This is a genomic window from Pirellulales bacterium, from assembly GCA_019694455.1.
Lineage (GTDB): Bacteria > Planctomycetota > Planctomycetia > Pirellulales > JAEUIK01 > JAIBBY01.
Genome location: JAIBBY010000003.1, coordinates 15,819 through 31,250 on the forward strand (window position 1 = coordinate 15,819; position 15,432 = coordinate 31,250).

Here is a 15,432-nt window from a genome sequence, read left to right on the forward strand (position 1 = left end):
CGCATTTTGAGTGAGCGACACCAACGACGCGAGCAAGCCGACTAACAGGAGCAGCGCCGCGAGCGATACCTTCGGCAGCCGCTGAGATACCCTTTGGGATGACCACCACAGCCCCATTCCCACCAAGACAATGGCGCCCCATTGCCAAGGGCGCAACTGCGGCAACTCGGGCGTGACGAGCGCCAAAGGGATCGCCACCGCCAGTAGTATTCCGCCCCAACGGACAAGCTCGAAGCCGCGCATTTGGATCCACGGCGCAAAGAGAACTGAATTAAACGGATGGGGAGGGATTCGATACATCGCGCCAAACGCGGGAAATAGTGGGTTTCTCGACCGAGGCGGCGCAAAATCCGGCGCATGACAAGCGCGAATCTCGGCAAGCCGTGGCGTTCAGCAAGCGGGCCATGCAAGCCGCTGGCGGTGGCAATCATCACGGTGACGACGTGCTCGACCCCGAGCTACGCAAGATCGTAGCGGCGTGGTCTACGCTGCCGGAGGGGATGAGGCGGGCCATGCTGGCCATCGTGGAAGCCAACGTGAAGTGAACAGGATCATCACGGCGACAACTGGCACGCTGCTGGCGATCGTCGATGGCGCAGGGATAGGGGGGGTAAAATCTCCACAACGTCAATGCGGGGGACCGCACCTCAAGCGCGCGCAAAAATTCCGGGGTTTTGAAGCTCACCACAAGGAACAGGTTTATGGGCAAACGGGGACCGAAGCCGAAGCCAAGCGCGTTGCGAGTATTCGAGGGCAAGCCGGGGCATCATCGCCCCATCGATCCGCGCGAACCGAAGCCAACAGGCAAGGCCCATGCGCCTGACTGGCTGGACGATGGCGCGCGGGAGGTGTGGTTGAGCACGGCGCCGGCGTTGGAAGCCATCGGCCTGTTGAGTGACCTGGACGTAAACGCCTTCGCCAACTATTGCCGGCTAGCGGCGCTGGCGCAGAGCGCCTTTGTCGAGAGCGACTTGCCGTTGTGGCTCAAACTGATTGCGGAGCAACGTCGGCACGGTGGCGACTTCGGACTGACGCCATCATCGCGCGTTGGTCTAAAGGTGGATGGCGCGCGCGAGCTAGATGAATTGGACGTGTTCAAACGGGGCGGTTGAGCGGCGGCCCGCTAGGTTCTTCCTGGCGCGTCAAGCCGCTGATGGCAACGGGAACGAGCATCTATCGGCGGCAGTCTTGCTTGCGAGCGCTCGCGTTTGCAGACCGTCTACGTTGTCAACGTCTACGGTATTCGCTCAAACGCGGGGAAAACGGCAATACCGTTGACAAGCTGCTGCTGGCCGAGCGCGACGAAAACACGATCCGCAAGGACTTTCTGCCGAGTGAGGCTGTCGCCATCGGCGGCGCGCTTGAGGTGTACGAGCGGAAGAAAGCCAAAGAGCGGCAGCGAGAAGGCGGCAAGAAAGGTGGCGAATCCAAGGGAAAAGCTCTGGAAAATTTTGCCACACCTTCTCGCGCGACGGACAAGGTGGCGCAGGCGGTTGGGATGTCTCGACCGACCTACGAGAAGGCCAAGGCGGTGGTCGAGGCTGCGAAGGCGGACCCGAAGGCGTTCGGCGACTTGCCCAAGCTGATGGCCTACTCGATCATCAATCCGATGGCCCGCGCTTCTAGCGTCGTCAGTTCACGCCCTGGCGACGTGCTGGCCATGTCGGGGATGCCGTTCTCGGCATCGTCTAGCCGATCGGCCTGAGAGTTGGTCAGTAGTCCGAAGCGGCGTTAGAATCTCACGCGGGAAGCCGGGTAGCTCCTGGCGTAATTCGGTTCGGGCGCGCGGTGCTTCTACCTTCGCATGGCGCGCCTGAACCGGCCCGTTCTCACGCACGGAGGGTAGATCATGACGCGCGCTCGCAAGAAACCTCTCTACACCACGGAGAGAGTCAGCACGGGCATCTATGTGAACATCAAGACCGCCGCGAATACGACGGAGGGCTTGAAGGCGCTCATTGACGAATTCATGAAGGCGCAGAACGCAACATTCGACCTGCCCGCGCGGCTAGCCAAGATCGAGGAAGATGCGGCCCGAGTGCTCGACCTGCCGAAGAATGAGCGGCCCGACAGCGTGGCGGACGACGCGAGAAGAGCGCGGAGTGAGGCGAAGTGCGTCCGCATGGCGATGGAGGCGGGAGACGTGGCCCGAGCGGTCTGTCATGCCATCACGTTGGGGAGAATCGTAGAGCAGTGGAGCGTGCGTCCGTTTGAGCCGCTGGTGAGAGACGCGAAGAAAGCTCATGAAGGCAGGGCGAAGGGGGCGATTGCGACACGCGAGAAAGCGACGGCACGGCGGAAGGCGTGGCAATCTGACGTTGAGAGGCATATGGATGATCCTCACGTGAGTTACACCCTGGCGTGTAAGCGCGTGGCATCAACTGCGGGGGTGTCTGAGAGCACGGTGCGGATTGGCACCACCAACCCCCGCCCGAAGCGCAAAGGCTAAGCCCCTGCGCGCAAGGGCTAAGCCCCTGCGCGAAATAGTTGCGCAAAGGCTAAGCCATTGCGCATTCTGCGCCCTCATCACTGCCCGGCAGTGAGCCTACCGTGTAACCATGCGACCGCACTACGCGGGCGCGAACACTACACGGAGGCCATATCATGCACGTCAACATCGCTCGCCCTGTCGCGCCACCCGTCGCCAAACTGCTGCTCACTGCGAAGGAGACAGCGGCGACTCTCGGCGTGTCGACCAAGACGCTGTATCTATGGGACCGCGACGGCACGCTGCCGGCGATCCACATCGCGGCCCGGTGCGTGCGGTACTCGCCTGCCGACCTGGCGCGCTTCATCGAAGGCAAGCGCAAGCCGCAGTCGGTCTAGATCATCACTTTCTTCCCAACGAAAAAAGCCCGGCTGACCGCTGACGACGGCGCCGGGCAAAACCAAGGAGACGTTTTACATGGACGAGCGCAAATCTTTTCGTGACATTCTAAACGGACAAAATCAGCATGACGACATCGACGCGATATGGGACAGCGCGGAAGCGACCCCCGATTACGCGCCGCTGCCCAAGGGGGAGTATGTCGCCCGTGTCGAGCATGGCGGAATCCATGTCGCCCGCAGCGGAACCAAGGGCTACAAGGTGACGTTCGTTGTCGTCGAGGGCGAGCACGCGGGGCGCAAACTGTGGCGCGATCACTGGCTGACTCGCGGCACGAAAGATCGCACCAAAGGCGAGCTAAACAAGTTGGGCATCATCACGGCGGCGCATCTCCGTCGCTCGCCACCCAAGGGCATCATCTGTCGGTTGCGGGTAGTGCTGCATCGCACTGACGACGGCGCCGAATTCAACGAGGTGAAATCCTGCGAGGTGCTGCGGATCGAGACGCCGGCGCCCGACCCGTTCGCGCCGCCGGCTGAGTTACCGGCTGACACGCCAGTCGAGACGCCAGATAGCGCGCAAGGCGACGCGCAGGAGGGCGAAGCATGAACGCGGCGCCCTACGGCTTTCGGATCGTAGGGACGTGCCATGAGACGCGGCGACTGGTTACGGCCAGCGCCGCCCTCACGGCCTATGCCGCCTGCGATGAGCGCGCCCAAGTCGAGCGCGAAAGCTATCTCTCGGCGTTTCAGTACGGCGCCGAGTTTCGCCAGCATCTTGAAGCGACTGGCGCCACCAAGAATTATCGCGGCCCGTGCTGGGCGCCGTGGTTGTGGTTCGACATCGACCGCGAAGGGGACATCGAAGGCGCTCGCCGAGACGCGGCCCGGTTGTGTCTGACGCTGATCGAGCGCTTCGGTGTGTCCGACGATGCCTTGCCGATTTTCCTGTCGGGCGGCAAGGGGTTTCATGTCGGCCTGCCAACGTCACTATGGCGGCCTGAGCCAAGCGACCTATTCGACAAGCACGCGAAGCAACTGGCCGAGACATTAGCGGCATCGGCGCAAGTGCGCATCGACCGTGGAGTCTATGACAAAGTACGCGCGTTTCGAGCGCCGAACAGCCGGCATCCCAAGTCCGGCTTGCACAAGCGGCTGCTGGCGCTCGATCAACTGACGCACTGGAAAGCCGAAGCCATCGCGGAATTGGCCAAGGCGCCGGCACCGTTTGACTGGCCCGAACCGCCCGCGATATGCGAGCGCGCAAAACTCGACTGGCGGGAGGCGGTCGCGGCGGTCAACGATCATCAGGCGGCCCATGCCGAGCGACGGCAGCACGGCGCGCCGGCCGCGCTCAACCGCTCGACCCTGGCGTTTATCCGTGATGGCGCAGACACGGGGGACCGGCATCGACTGCTATTCAGCGCGGCAGCAAATCTCGCCGAGTTCAACTGCCCTAGTGAACTGGCTCACGCGCTACTTACGGAAGCCGGACTCGATAGCGGACTGCCGCCTAAGGAGGTGCGACGGCAAATCGATTGTGGCCTAAATCACAAGGGAGACGCGCCATGAGTGATGCCAGTTATCGGACAGCCGCAGACATCTTCGGCGGTTGGCGAGAAGGTTTGTTGACCGGAACCAAGCCGATCTTGTACCCCATCGGTACAGGTGAACTAGCTCGCATCGAAATAGGCCCTGGATTGGTGACGTTGATCGGCGGCGCGCCGGGCGCCGGCAAGACCGCGTTTACTATGCAATGCGTGGTTGATGCCTTGCGACTCACGCCTGAGTTGCGGGCGCTAGTTTGCAACGTCGAAATGTCGCCCGCGCTCTTGCTCGACCGGCAGCTATCGCGGCTGTCGGGCATCGACCTGGCTACGATTCGACAACGCGAATTTGTCGCCGAGCACGCCGAGCGGCTAGACGCGGCGATGGATGAGCTAGGCGCCATCGGCGAGCGATTGGCGTTTGTCCGCCCCCCGTACGCGCTCGACAACATCGCGCTGGCAATGGAAGCGACCGGCGCGCAGTTACTAGTGCTCGACTACATCCAGCGCATCGCGCCCCCTGGCGAGCATGGGGACCGTCGCGGCGCGGTCGATGCGTCGATGGGCTTCTTGCGGCAATTCGCCGAGAACCATACCGCCGTGATGATCGTTGCGGCGGTCGCCCGCCAAAAAGACAGCAAGGGAAGATCGAGCTATGCGGCGGACGGCCTGAGTCTGGCATCGTTTCGAGAATCTTCGGAACTGGAATTTGGCGCTGACGACGCCTTCATTTTGGCGCCGGACCCCAAAGAGCACGGCAAGGTGCTGCTCAAGCATTTGAAAGCGCGGAACAGCGAACCGCGAGATATCACGCTGACATTCGACCGCTGTTGTCAGCGATTCGAGACGACAGGCGGCTTTGAGCCGTGGGAACCGACCCCCCCCGGCAAGCTGCAAACCGCGCTGGCGGAGGCATGGAACGCCACGGCGCCCGCTGCTGACAACATGGAGGATGAACAATGAGCCGATGGAAGCTGACTGGCTGCGAAGTGCTGCCGAAAATGCACGCCATGCGATCGAAGCCGCCCGCCAATGGGCACAGCAACCCCGTAGTGAACGGCGCGAGCGGCAAGCCGACTGACCGCCACTATGGACGATTCCAAACGCTGAATCACTTCGTCGATTTTACGATGAGCAAGTTGTCGCGCGCCGAGGTGGCCGTTTGGATGATCTTGTTCCGCGACACGAAGAAAGATGGAACCGCCCGCGTGGCGCAAGCCGACATGGCCCGCCGCGCTGGCGCCGATGACCGCACAATGCGCCGCGCACTGCGGCGGTTGATCGGATTGCGGCTGGTGAGCGTGGTCCGCCAAGGCGGCTTGGGTCGCGGTCCATCGACCTATCGAGTGAACACTAACCCCCCCAGTTGGTAGCGGACATTGGTGTCCAAAGTAGGCGGACATTTTGCGCCTTTTCTCGCGGACACCCATGTCCTATGTCCCATACAGGGACCATAAGTGCGTCCGCCCTTTAGTGGGGCGGACACAGAAACAGAAAGGAAGCGCGTCATCATGGCCGACAGCATCCAAGATCAACTAGCCCGGTTGTGGGCTGCCAGCATGCCGCCAGTTCCCTTGCCGCCAGTTGCCAAGCCGGTGACAAAGCCGAAGGGGTCTGCGGAGTCTACGCCGAACCCTTCGCGTTTTTGCTCGCCAACGGAAGCGACTGCGGCGCCACCTGCGCCGGCGCGGACATTCGCTTCGGTGGGGCTGCCTCATCGCTGCCGCTGTGCAATCGGCGACTGGCAAGATCGACCTGCCGACAATCGGCCTGGCTGGTTGCGGACTGATTGCCGCTGCTGCGGTCGCTTCATTGGCTACCGACCGACGAAGTTGACGGCCCTGTCGGTCGAGTTTGAAGAGCGCGCGGCGATTCGGGAATTTGACGGCCAGTTGCCCCGAGACGACGCGGAACGGTTCGCGTGGTTTGAAACTGGCCCTCATCCGCTGGATTCGACGCCACAGAATCGCGTCTAACGCGATATCTCGACCGTCATCGACCAATGTATCGACCGACTGAGCCGGCCCTTAGAACGCAAATACGGTTTCCGCTTATTTCCGAACCGCATTACGATGCGAGTTCCACGCAACGAGAAGGAGGAGATTTTCGACATGGCCAGCATATCGAAGGACAAGAGCGGTGGCGGGTTCCGCATCCAATTTATGATCGGCGGCGAGCGGCGGGCCATTCGCTTAGGTAAGTGCGCCAAGGCGGACGCGCGACACGTGGCGGACCACGTGCAAGCCCTGGCCACGGCGAAGCTGTACGGCACGCCCCTGGCCCAGCAAACGGCATCGTGGTTGACGGCGATTCACCCCCAGTTGCAAGAGAAGTTGGTTCGCGCGGGATTGATCGAGGCGGAGACTCCGCAAGCCACGGTGACGCTAGGCGAGTTCATGGCCGACTACATCGCCAGTCGATGCGACGTGAAGCCCGCGACAAAGGAAATCTGGCGACAAGGTGAAATGGGGCTGGTGACATTCTTCGGGGCGAACAAGCCGTTAGGGAAAATCTCGCCGGGCGATGCGGACCAATACAAGTTGCACTTGATCGGGAAGCAGCTCGCCCCGATGACAGTGCGGAAGCGGTTGCAATTCGCCAAGATGATTTTCCGCGCGGCGGTGCGGCGCCGGTTAATCACGGAAAGCCCATTCGCTGATGTTTCCATCAAGGCGTCGGCGCCCAACCGCTGGCACTTCATCAGCCAAGAGGATACAGCCAAGCTGCTGGCGGCCTGCTCAAACATCCATTGGCGCGTGATTGTGACGTTGGCCCGCTATGGCGGCCTGCGCTGCGCTAGCGAAGTGCTGAGTCTGCGGTGGCAAGATATCAACTGGTCGGAAAATCGAATCATGGTGCAATCACCCAAGACGGAACATCACCCCGGCAAAGAGCAGCGCGTCATTCCCCTGTTTCCCGAGCTACTGCCGGTGCTGCTGGAAGCGGCTGAGTTAGCTCCCGAGGGCGCCGTCTACGTGGTCGATGAGAAGATGCGGAAGGCGGCCCTTGGTCCTAGCGGCTGGAAGAATTGCAATTTGAGTACCACATTCAAGAAGATCATCGCCCGCGCTGGCTTGACCCCCTGGAAGCGACCGTTTCACAACCTGCGAAGTTCTCGACAAACAGAGTTGGCCGAGCGGTTCCCGTCGCACGTCGTTTGCGACTGGCTGGGCAACAGCGAAGACATTGCGCGGAAGCACTATTTGCAGGTGACCGACCAGCACTTCGCGGACGCCATTGGCACGCCCAAAAAGGTGGCTCAAAACCCGGCGCAGTCGGTGCCGGAAAGTGGCGAAAATGAGACGAAACCAAACAGGGGGGTGCCCCTAAATGCGCCGCTTTTGCCCCCTATTTCTTGTCGTAACTCCTTACTACGTAAGGACTTAGCGGATGGGGAGGGATTCGAACCCCCGGTGGGCTTGCGCCCACTGCAGTTTTCAAGACTGCCGCCTTAGACCACTCGGCCACCCATCCCGGTCCTCAACTCGACGTCCACGCGAATTTGCAAGTTACTTCGCAAACTACGCCCTCGGATCATCAGGGGCAGGTTGTATATTCCCAAGACATTTTTTGATGGAATGTCTGCTAGCCCACGCCATTTGCAGACAGCATCAATCCACTCGGCGTCGAATCAGTAGAGGATTATAGCTCACAGGCAAGTGGTCGAGGACTCCGGCTTGGGCATCGCGATTCGCTAATCACGCTGCGGAACCCGGTTGACGGCCAGCGGCCGGCCTGTTACGAAAAGGGGCTCAAATCGGCCAGTCGAAGCACGCGAACCACCAAAATTAGAGGTCTGCGCCATGAGCGGAATCAGCGACCGGATGCAGGAAATCAAGCGCCGTCGTCATCGCCGTCAAAAGCTCAAGAAGCTCGCCGGCCGCCTCAAGAAGGCCACCGCCTCCGAAAAGCTAATAATTGCCGAAAAGGTGCGCCGCCTTACACCGGGCGCCGAAATCGTGCTCGAGCGCTGGGGACTGGTCAAGAAGTAGCGAGTCCGTGACAGCCACCGACTACTGTCGGTCTTCGCGGGCGATATACAGCACGCGCTGCGGCGTCTCGGGGGGCAGCCCTTTCTCTGCCACGCTCAAGTAACCCATCCGCGCCAAGCCGCGCGCGGGGTCTTTCAGTTCGGCCAATCTGGCCTCGACCGTCTGAACCAAGCCGGGCGCAGCACGATGCCGCGCGGCGCCGCTCTTGGCCAGATCGTTCCAGAGCCGGTTGAGGCTTTCAATCATCGCCTCAGTCACCTCCTCATCGGTAGCGACATGTCCTAAGTTGTCGCTCACGCACGCTCGTGCGGCGTCTCTCCAGCCAAGAACCGCCAACCGTGCGAGCGGGTCGATCCAATCGGCGTCCGCGAACAGCAGGTTTAAGTACGCGATGGTTCGCTCCGTAGAGGCGCCAGTTGTTGGAAAACGCCGAATGAACACCAGGACCGGCGGGCGCAGCGCGTCGTCGTAGACCAAGGTGTCGTTGGCCGTTGGCAGGTCGAGATTGAAGGCCGGAAAACGCCGTTCCCCCAACTGACTATGGACGCGAACGACCAATAACTCTGAGGGTTGATCGAGGACGACTCTCTCCAAATTCGCATCATCGGCAGCGAAATGAAAGTCGCTCGATCCGGCCAGGAGCGAACGACTCACGAACCCTAACTCTGGAAGCACGAGCAAATGATTGAATTGCTCGGTAGATACGAGCGCCATGAGCGGCGCTGTTCGCTCGATCGCGCGCGCGGCGGCAATGTTCGATTGATGATCGACTAGGTACTCACGGCTGCGCTCCAAGACGCCCACGCCGCGCGCGGATTGCACATTCAACCGCGGGAGAAGGCGACCGTCGTAATTCGCGATTCCCCAGACAATGGCGATAACCGGCACGACCCACAGGCGCCGATAACCGGCTTGTTGCAGCGACGTCGCGGCAACCAAAAACAACAGGGGGACCGTGATCGTCAGGTAGCGGCACTCAAAAAACACGGGCAGCACCAGCGCCGTGTTGATCGCAATCATCAGCCAACCGAGGCCGAGGATAGGCGCCTTGTCGCTCCATCGCTGAAAAACTAGCTTGAGCCTTTGACTAAAGCTCGCCGCGGCGCCAACTGTCGCCGAATAGTCGTTCGCCAAAGCAAGCAAGGTGGCGGCTATTGCGAAGACCAACAAGGCAAGCCAATCAGGCGCCGAGCAGATCCACAGCCACAAGTCTCCCTCGCGCGGCCAATGCATGCGCGTGCTGGCATTGCCCCCCAGCACAACGACCGACATCAGGCACGCGGCCAGCGCAAGATGGATCACCGCCGCCCGCGCCACACGGCGCCGGCGATCAGCCGGTCGGACCAAGCCCCACACGAGCAGCAGCAGTAAATACCATCCCACGGCAAGACTGAGCAGAAACGCCGAATTCTTTAGGAAGAACGCGGCGACCGTGCAAACCGCGGCGGCGCCGTAGCGCTCGCGCGTCGCCAGCAAAACGCCAATGGCGACGCACGCCAATGCTGGCATATCGAGTCCGATCATGTCGATCTGCACGCTGAACAGCGGGGTGAGAGCCGTTGCCAGGCAGATCAACGTCGCCATCCCTGGAGACAATTGATCGCGGGCCATGATCCAAACGGCCGTCAACGCCACCGCAGCACAGCCAAAAACGAACAGGCGGTAGAGCACAATCGCCGCGGTTATCGACGCGGCGTATTGTTGCAAGATGCCGACGACGCCCGGCAAGATCGTGGTGAGGTATGCCCTGGGGCCTCCTTTGTCTCCGTGCAGATCATTGGCCAGCGCGCGATAGTCAAAATCATGCTGCGCCAGATAAGCGGCCTCGGTCCAAAGACCATACGCCTGCTCGACGTAAGGCGGCGAGGAGAGCATCGACCAGCGCGCGATCAAGATCAGCGCGAAAGTCAGCGCCCAAACGGCCAGCCACTGCGCGCGCCTCTCATTCAAGCAAGTCGCTCCGGCCGTCATGGAATGGATACGGAACGCCGCAAGTCCATCCGGGCCGGCACATCGACCGGGAACGACCCAGATGAAACTTCGCTAGCAGTTGCCGGCCAAGGCTGAAGCGGATGCCGCAGCGCGGTTGATCGAAGAGCTGGCATGAAACTCGCGAATGCTTGCGCCGCAAGCGATGCTTAAGATAGCGCATGCTCCGCAATGAACCACCACGGATCACCCACAATCGGCGGAGCAGGCGTTGATGATTCGATGATAAACCGCCACCCGGCCCCACGCTATCGCGCGCGTCGTCCACAGGCCATCCGGCGCCTGATTCGGTGACAAAAAGACGCCTTCGCGGGTGCCGGCGCATAAAAAACAGCCTGCCGCCGGATCAATCTCCGGCGTCAAGCTGCAGCGAGTGTTGGCAAACGACTTTCGGTGAGCTTCTGGAGCGGCCGCGGCGCCGTTAGGCGGGGCGGCGATAATGCTGGTAGGCCAGGATCACTTCGTAAAGATCGGTCGAGATGGTGATCTCGTCTTCCATGAAGTCGGCCAACCAGGCGCGTTGATGCCGTGCGGCGTCGACGAGCATCGGCAGCACATCGCTCAATTGCAAGGTGGCCGTGGAGGGATTCGCCTTCGATCCGGCGGCGGCTGGAGCGCTCGTTTCCGGACCATAGTAAACACGCAATTGGCTTCTTGCCATGAGTGGACGCATCCTTACGTCGAGGAACCTTAATGCCCGCCGCCGGGCGGCAAGCGTACTTCCCCCTCGCGCACTTGTTATCGACCGGCAGGGTCGTGCGGGTTTGATCTATTTGTCACGGCATGCCGTTTTTTCGCAGAGTCGGCGGCTTGCCAATTGATCTTGACTCAGCGCAGTTTGCCAATTGTGGGACCGCGAGCTGAACGACGTCGGATCGACCGCCGCGATAGTCCGCGCAGCTTGACACCCTCCCGACAACCCCCTAGATTGCGAAACGGTTAATCCCCAACGAGACGTTCTCATTGGCTCGTTGGTCCACCGTCCCACTCGGCTCGTCCGACATATGGATGTTCGCCCAAGTATCGACCTCGAAGAGGTCGCCCGCACGCTCGGTTTGCCGCGCCCGCGTGTCTCCGCAGCCGTCGCGCTTCTGGACGCCGGCAATACGGTGCCGTTCATTACTCGCTACCGTAAGGATCAAACGGGCGGACTCGACGAGGAGCAAATCCGCGAGATTCAGGCGCGCGTGACGGCGCTGCGACTACTGGCGGATCGCAAGCAGACGATCCTGCGATCGATCGAATCGCAAGGCAAACTCACTGCGGACCTGGCGGAGCAAATTCGCGGCGCCGACAGCACACGCGTGCTCGAAGACTTGTACTTGCCGTTCAAACCCAAGAAGCAAACCTTGGCCACCTCGGCGCGCGACCGGGGGCTCGAACCGCTGGCCCAGGAAATTTTGAACGCGGATGCCGCCGCGGCAGACTTGGACGCTCGCGCCGGCGACTTCGTCAATCCCGATCATCAGATCGGCACGCCAGCCGAGGCACTGTTGGGCGCCGGCCATATCTTGGCGGAATGGTTCAGCGAGCGCGCCGAACTGCGGCAGCAACTGCGCGTGATCGTCGAGCGCAGCGGCGTGCTGTCCAGCGCGCGCATTGAAGGACCGACCGTCGACGCGACGGCAACCGTAGCCGAGAACGCGGCTACCCCGTCTGCCACGCCGGCAGAAAAGAGCCGACGCAACGACAAGGTGCAGCAACACGAGAAGCTGACTCAGCAGTTTCGCGACTATTTCAACTATCGCGAACCGGTGGGCCAAGCGCCACCGCACCGCGTGTTGGCCATCAACCGCGGCGAACGCGCTAAGATTTTGCGTGTGAAGATCGAAATCGACCGCTCAGCTTGCGAATCGGCCGCCGACGAATCGCTGGCGCCGGCCGAGCATCCGCATCGCGAATTTCTGCGTGGCTGCGCGCGCGACACGCTGGACCGCCTCATTCTGCCGAGCTTGGAGCGCGAATTGCGCCGCGAGCTGACTGAATTCGCGGAGCAACACGCGGTCTCGGTATTTGCCCGCAATCTGCGCAGCTTGCTTTTGCAGCCGCCCATTCGCGGCAAACGCGTGCTGGCGATTGATCCGGGATTCAAGAGCGGATGCAAACTCGCGGCGCTCGACGAGTTTGGCGCGCCGTTGGCAAACGATGTAATTCACATTATTGGCAGCGCCGAAAAACGCGCGGCGACTCGGGCCAAGCTACTGGAGTTTATTCGCCTACATCAGACGCCGATTATCGCCATTGGCAACGGCACAGCCTGCCGGCAAACGGAAGAGCTGGTGGCCGAGATCCTCATGAACGACCTCAAAGACGAAGAGGTCGCGTATTGCATCGTTAACGAAGCGGGGGCTAGCGTCTATTCGGCCAGCCCTTTGGGACGCGAGGAGTTTCCGCATTTCGACGCCACCTTGCGCGGCACGATCTCCATCGGTCGCCGATTGCAGGATCCGCTCAGCGAGTTGGTCAAGATCGAGCCGGGCAACATCGGCGTCGGCATGTACCAACACGATGTGAAGGCCAAGCATCTGCGCGACACGCTCGACGGCGTGGTGGAGTCGTGCGTCAACTATGTCGGCGTCGATGTGAACAGCGCCAGTCCCGCGCTGATGCGCTATGTCTCAGGGCTCAATCAACTCACCGCTCGTCGCGTGTTCGAGCACCGGCTGGCCAACGGCCCTTTCACTAATCGCGAGCAGCTCAAGCAGGTTTCTGGCTTTGGCGACGTGGCCTACACCCAATCGGCTGGCTTTCTCAAAATTGCGGGGGGCGATCAGCCGCTGGATGCCACTTGGATTCATCCCGAGAGCTATGCGGTTGCGCAGCGCGTGCTCGAAAAGCTTGGCTGCTCTCTGGAAACGATCGCCGACAAGGCTGGCGCCCAGGCTTTGGCCAATCGCCTGAACGAGATCGATCGCGATGCGCTGGCTCAAGAGGTGAGCGCCGGACGGCTGACGCTCGACGACATTCTTGCCAACCTCACCCGCCCTGGCCGCGACCCGCGAGACGATTTGCCGCTCCCAGTGTTCAAGCATGGCATACTCAAGCTGGAAGATGTCGAGCCCGGCATGGAGTTGGCGGGCACCGTGCTCAACGTGGTCGACTTCGGCGCATTTGTCGATGTCGGACTGAGCGAACGCGGTCTGGTTCATATCAGCCAAATGGCCGGCAAGTTTGTGGCCAGCCCGCACGAACTGTTGTCGGTTGGCGACACGGTGAGAGTCTGGGTGCTCGGCGTCGATCGTGAGCGTCGGCGCGTGTCGCTATCGATGATCTCGCCGCAGCAACGCGCCGAGCGCGAGCGTCCGCAGCGCGAACGGGCGCAGCGTCCGCCGCGCCGCAAGCCCGCAGCGGCTGTGCAGGGGGGACCGCCAGCATCCGCGGATGGGTCGCAAAACCAGGGTAGCGGACGGCCGTCGCACGGAGGCTCTGGTCAATCGGGACGCCGCGACAATCGTCGGCATCAGCAAGAGCGGCCACGCCGCCCGGCGCGTCCGAAGCCGCCGGTCAAACTCACCTCCGAAATGAAGGAGGGAAAAGAGCCGGTCTACAGTTTTGCGGCGCTCAAGCAATTGCTGGAGTTGCGTTCTCAAGAGCAGCCTGCGGAATCGAGCGGCGACAAGCCAGCGAACTGAGTCGCCCGAACGAGCGATTGAGGCGCTGTCTGGCGAAAGCGCTCACCACAGCGCCCTTGCCAGCCGACGCGTTGTCCCGCACATTGGTGGCTGAACCGTGATGCGCCGTATCCCATATCGGCGCGTCTTCATCCACACTCCCCAGGTCGATTGACTGATTGATGGAATTTGAAAAACGGCTGGAAAAAGCGATCGAACGCGGGCAGCGCCGCAGCGACGCCCGTGAACAGGAGGCCGCCCAGGCGGCATTGAGCGAAGAGGAACTGCGCCGCTTGCACAGTCAACATCGCTTGGCGCTGTCGGAGCATATCGAGCATTGTCTGCGCGCATTGCCGCAACACTTCCCTGGCTTTCGCTATGAAACGATCGTCGGAGAGCGCGGCTGGGGGGCGGCGATCCGTCGCGACGATTTAATCATCCAACCCGGTCGCGGCAAGGCCGAGTATTTCAGCCGTTTGGAAATGGTGATTCGGCCGTACAGCTCGGCTCATATCCTCGAGTTGCAAGCCAAGGGAACCATTCGCAACAAAGAAGCGTATCAGCGCAACCACTATCAGCGGCTGTCGGATATCGACATCACCTCGTTTAACGAGTTGATCGATTTATGGGTGCTTGAATACGCCGAGCAGTACGCGGCAATTCAATAACCGCTGGTCAGGTTAGGCGTGGACCTGCACGCCGCTATCGACCGTCAGCGTTTCTCCCTGCACCATGTCCGACAGCGAGCTAGCCAGAAACAGCACGCAATTGGCAACATCGTCAGCGGTTAGATAACGCTCGCCGGTCATGTTGCGGAACTGTCGCCCCGCGAAGAGTTGGTCCGCATAGGGTATCTTGCGCGTGGAGTCGGTTTCCACGAGTCCGGCCCGCACCACGTTCACGTTGATCCCTTTGCCGCCCAGTTCCATGGCCAGGTGCCGCACGATGCTTTCCAGAGCGGCCTTGGAGCCGCCAATCAGGCCGTACAGCGGCAATGCCATGTTCGCGCCATGACTCGACAAGGCGATGACCTTGCCGCGCCCCTCGCGCTCGTCGGTGCGCTCCAGCAAGTTAGCGCTTTGCTGCACCAGGTGCAATAAAGCCATGACGTTGGTCTTCATGGCCGCCTCGAAGTTGCGCGGGCTAGCCGACAATAGCGGTCGGAAGCCGCCCGTCGCGGCATTGCTCACCAAGATATCGAGTCGCCCAAATCGCTCCGCGACGAACTCGACCATGGACGCCACATCGTCCTGTTCGCTGACATCGGCCTTGACGACCGCGGCGCGGCTGCCGCGCGCCAAGATCAGGTCGCCGACTTCGCGGGCGGCGCTCTCGGAGGTGACATAGTTGATGATCACGTCGGCGCCTGCGTCGGCCAGCTTCAACGCGCAGGCCCTGCCAATGCCGCGCGAGCCCCCCGTGACAAGCGCCACGCGTCCGGTCAGGTCGATCATGGAAAATGCTCCT

General features: G+C 61.5%; 15 protein-coding genes, 1 tRNA gene and 1 pseudogene. 13 read left to right on the plus strand and 4 right to left on the minus strand.

From position 1 onward, the window contains the following. Positions 1 to 320: 320 nt before the first annotated feature. The 10 genes and pseudogenes from K1X71_02285 (at position 321) to K1X71_02330 (ending at position 7,591) form a co-directional block, all read left to right on the plus strand. The gene (locus K1X71_02285) at positions 321 to 545 is read left to right on the plus strand and encodes a hypothetical protein (GenBank protein MBX7071951.1); all 225 of its coding nucleotides are present in this window, start codon (positions 321 to 323) and stop codon (positions 543 to 545) included. Positions 546 to 737: 192 nt separating this feature from the next. Continuing rightward, a complete protein-coding gene (locus K1X71_02290; GenBank protein MBX7071952.1) occupies positions 738 to 1,112 on the plus strand; it encodes a P27 family phage terminase small subunit in 375 nt (124 codons plus the stop codon). A gap of 80 nt (positions 1,113 to 1,192) precedes the next feature. Beyond that, positions 1,193 to 1,705: a hypothetical protein gene (locus tag K1X71_02295; GenBank protein ID MBX7071953.1), complete on the plus strand. Its 513-nt coding sequence runs from the start codon at positions 1,193 to 1,195 to the stop codon at positions 1,703 to 1,705. A 144-nt stretch (positions 1,706 to 1,849) separates the two neighbouring features. Further along, complete coding sequence (locus tag K1X71_02300) at positions 1,850 to 2,449, plus strand: hypothetical protein (protein ID MBX7071954.1); 600 nt, start codon at positions 1,850 to 1,852, stop codon at positions 2,447 to 2,449. Positions 2,450 to 2,604: 155 nt separating this feature from the next. Then, positions 2,605 to 2,826: a helix-turn-helix domain-containing protein gene (locus K1X71_02305; GenBank protein MBX7071955.1), complete on the plus strand. Its 222-nt coding sequence runs from the start codon at positions 2,605 to 2,607 to the stop codon at positions 2,824 to 2,826. A 79-nt stretch (positions 2,827 to 2,905) separates the two neighbouring features. Continuing rightward, positions 2,906 to 3,436, plus strand: coding sequence for a DUF669 domain-containing protein (locus tag K1X71_02310; protein ID MBX7071956.1), 531 nt, complete (start codon positions 2,906 to 2,908; stop codon positions 3,434 to 3,436). Further along, positions 3,433 to 4,398: a DNA primase gene (locus K1X71_02315; protein MBX7071957.1), complete on the plus strand. Its 966-nt coding sequence runs from the start codon at positions 3,433 to 3,435 to the stop codon at positions 4,396 to 4,398. The genes K1X71_02310 and K1X71_02315 overlap by 4 nt, the downstream gene beginning before the upstream one ends. Beyond that, positions 4,395 to 5,336, plus strand: coding sequence for a DNA helicase (locus K1X71_02320; GenBank protein ID MBX7071958.1), 942 nt, complete (start codon positions 4,395 to 4,397; stop codon positions 5,334 to 5,336). The genes K1X71_02315 and K1X71_02320 overlap by 4 nt, the downstream gene beginning before the upstream one ends. Positions 5,337 to 5,425: 89 nt before the next feature. Next, positions 5,426 to 5,746 (plus strand): helix-turn-helix domain-containing protein, encoded by a 321-nt coding sequence (locus K1X71_02325; protein ID MBX7071959.1) that lies wholly within the window; start codon positions 5,426 to 5,428, stop codon positions 5,744 to 5,746. A gap of 699 nt (positions 5,747 to 6,445) precedes the next feature. After that, positions 6,446 to 7,591: pseudogene (locus tag K1X71_02330) on the plus strand (tyrosine-type recombinase/integrase). Positions 7,592 to 7,760: 169 nt separating this feature from the next. Here the strand turns inward: K1X71_02330 and K1X71_02335 are convergent. Continuing rightward, positions 7,761 to 7,847: transfer RNA gene (locus K1X71_02335), tRNA-Ser, on the minus strand. Positions 7,848 to 8,176: 329 nt separating this feature from the next. Between K1X71_02335 and K1X71_02340 the strand changes: the two genes are divergently transcribed. Continuing rightward, a complete protein-coding gene (locus tag K1X71_02340) occupies positions 8,177 to 8,365 on the plus strand; it encodes a hypothetical protein (GenBank protein ID MBX7071960.1) in 189 nt (62 codons plus the stop codon). Between the two features lie 21 nt (positions 8,366 to 8,386). Here the strand turns inward: K1X71_02340 and K1X71_02345 are convergent, their stop codons facing one another. Both K1X71_02345 and K1X71_02350 read right to left on the minus strand, forming a co-directional pair. Beyond that, positions 8,387 to 10,315, minus strand: coding sequence for a hypothetical protein (locus K1X71_02345; GenBank protein ID MBX7071961.1), 1,929 nt, complete (start codon positions 10,313 to 10,315; stop codon positions 8,387 to 8,389). Positions 10,316 to 10,775: 460 nt separating this feature from the next. Further along, positions 10,776 to 11,015, minus strand: coding sequence for a hypothetical protein (locus K1X71_02350; GenBank protein ID MBX7071962.1), 240 nt, complete (start codon positions 11,013 to 11,015; stop codon positions 10,776 to 10,778). Between the two features lie 343 nt (positions 11,016 to 11,358). Here K1X71_02350 and K1X71_02355 point away from each other — a divergent pair, with 343 nt between their 5' ends. Then, entirely contained in the window at positions 11,359 to 13,986 is a 2,628-nt protein-coding gene (locus K1X71_02355) for an RNA-binding transcriptional accessory protein (protein MBX7071963.1), read from the plus strand. Between the two features lie 161 nt (positions 13,987 to 14,147). Beyond that, a complete protein-coding gene (locus K1X71_02360; GenBank protein ID MBX7071964.1) occupies positions 14,148 to 14,633 on the plus strand; it encodes a hypothetical protein in 486 nt (161 codons plus the stop codon). A 12-nt stretch (positions 14,634 to 14,645) separates the two neighbouring features. On the opposite strand, the gene K1X71_02365 is transcribed toward K1X71_02360, so the two are convergent. Beyond that, complete coding sequence (locus K1X71_02365; GenBank protein ID MBX7071965.1) at positions 14,646 to 15,419, minus strand: SDR family oxidoreductase; 774 nt, start codon at positions 15,417 to 15,419, stop codon at positions 14,646 to 14,648. Positions 15,420 to 15,432: the final 13 nt, after the last annotated feature.